This window comes from Corynebacterium provencense, assembly GCA_900049755.1.
GTDB classification, from domain to species: domain Bacteria; phylum Actinomycetota; class Actinomycetes; order Mycobacteriales; family Mycobacteriaceae; genus Corynebacterium; species Corynebacterium neomassiliense.
Genome location: LT160603.1, coordinates 1 through 1,761, shown reverse-complemented (window position 1 = coordinate 1,761; position 1,761 = coordinate 1). Strand labels below are relative to the sequence as shown.

At 68.3% G+C, this 1,761-nt stretch carries 1 protein-coding gene and 1 pseudogene; both read right to left on the bottom strand.

Annotation, left to right across the window (positions count from 1 at the left end; all coding sequences use genetic code 11):
- Positions 1–128 precede the first annotated feature (128 nt).
- Positions 129–1,163: pseudogene (locus BN3906_RS13775) on the bottom strand (glutamate--cysteine ligase); the annotation flags it as partial.
- 35 nt (positions 1,164–1,198) lie between these two features.
- A complete protein-coding gene (locus BN3906_RS13770; protein ID WP_066590242.1) occupies positions 1,199–1,534 on the bottom strand; it encodes a LytR C-terminal domain-containing protein in 336 nt (111 codons plus the stop codon).
- Positions 1,535–1,761: the final 227 nt, after the last annotated feature.

Below are 1,761 nucleotides of genomic sequence, written 5' to 3'. Positions count from 1 at the left end.
CCGGCCCGGGACGCGTCAAGCTTCCCGGGGTCGCCCCCGCACCCTGCGGCCCGGACGCAGGAACCGGCGGAGCAAGCACCCCCCCCGGGGCCTGTCTCTTAAACGCATCGGGAGGTGAATAAGAGACCGCGCTGGAGGGCGTAGTCCCCGCCACGGTCGATGATCCTCAGCACGTCGGCCAGTTCCGCGGAACACCCCAGCTCCGCGGCCAGGGGAGTCAACCTCTCCACCCAGTCCGCGATGTCGTCGGTGACCAGCCGCTCGGTCGTGTCACGGTCGGTGATGACGAGCGCGTCAAGTCCGTAACGGGCTGCCCTCCACTTGTTCTCGGCGACATGCCAGTACTGCAGTGTCGGCAGGGCGCGGCCGGCGACCCACTCGCGCTCGTAGTGCACGACCAGGCAGTGGATGAATGCCGCGATCGCGGCGACCTCGCGGACCTCCATGGTCGCGTCGGCGAAACGTACCTCCACGGTTCCGTACCGGGACGGCCGGACATCGAAGTGCATCGATCCGGTGTGGTTGATGACCCCGGAGCGGTCCTGGTCGACGTTGAAGGCCTCCCACTCCTCCCAGTCCGCGAACTGGTACGGCATTCCCGCGGTCGGAAGCTGCTGGTAGAGCAGGGTGCGGTTGGAGGCGTAGCCGGTGTCCAGCCCCTCCCACGCCGGGGATGACGCCGACAACGCCAGGACGTGCGGGTACTGCATCATCACCGCGTTGATGATCGGCCAGACCCGGTCCCTGTCCCCCACCCCCACATGGACGTGGATGCCCCATATCAGCATCTGACGGCCCCAGTACTGGGTCCGCTCGATGATCTCGTTGTAGCTCTGCTTCGCGCTGAGCACCTGGTCCCCCCAGTGCGCGAAAGGATGCGTTCCGGCCGAGAAGACCCGGACGCCGAGGTCGTCGGCGACCTCCATGATCTTGCGAAGCTGACCCCGGAGGTCCTCGACGGCCCCTGGGACGGTGTCGTGGACGCCGGTGACCATCTCCACCGTGTTCGCCAGGAATTCACGGGTGACGGTGTGCCCGGGGTAGCGACGGTCCAGTTCCGCGAGCATCTCCGGAGCCCGGGCGACAAGGTCGCGGGACTCCGGGTCGATGAGAGCGACCTCCCATTCGATGCCGACCGTCGGTGCAGACCCCGGGAATTCCATGGCGGCGATGTTACTGCATCACCACCCCGGAAGAGTCACCGGAGCTGATCGGCGGTGAGGACGACGACCACGTCCGAGACCGGAACCTCCCCTCCCCCCGGCGTCCGCGCCGTAGCGAAGTTCCGGTTGTCCTCGTCACTGCGGGCCTCGACGGCTGCGATACCGAGGTCCTGCGCCACCTGGCGTGCCGCCGCCTCGGCAGCCGGATTGTCTCCGGGGTAGTACACCCCGGACGCGGGGTAGGTCGCGCCCGGAAGGTTTCCGGTCGCCACCGACGTCCAGCGGTCCTCACGCAGCTGACCGGCCCGGGAGTCCGCACCTCCCTCGACATTGCTGTTGTTCAGCACGGTCACCGCGATGCCCTTGTCCACCGGCACGGTACCGGCGGGCGCACCGTCGGCGGGTGCGGGCGGGGTGTCACCGTTCTCCAGTGTCGGTCCGTGGAATGGTTACCGGCTGTCTCCGGCACCGCTCTCGGCGTCGCCCTTGAGCGCCACCCGTCGGGAGCGCTGGGAGGTCTGGGTGGACGCCGCCCGAGTGAGCAGACACAAACAGTCGGGTCGACTGGGGGACATCGATCGCCACCCCACGCGCAGGC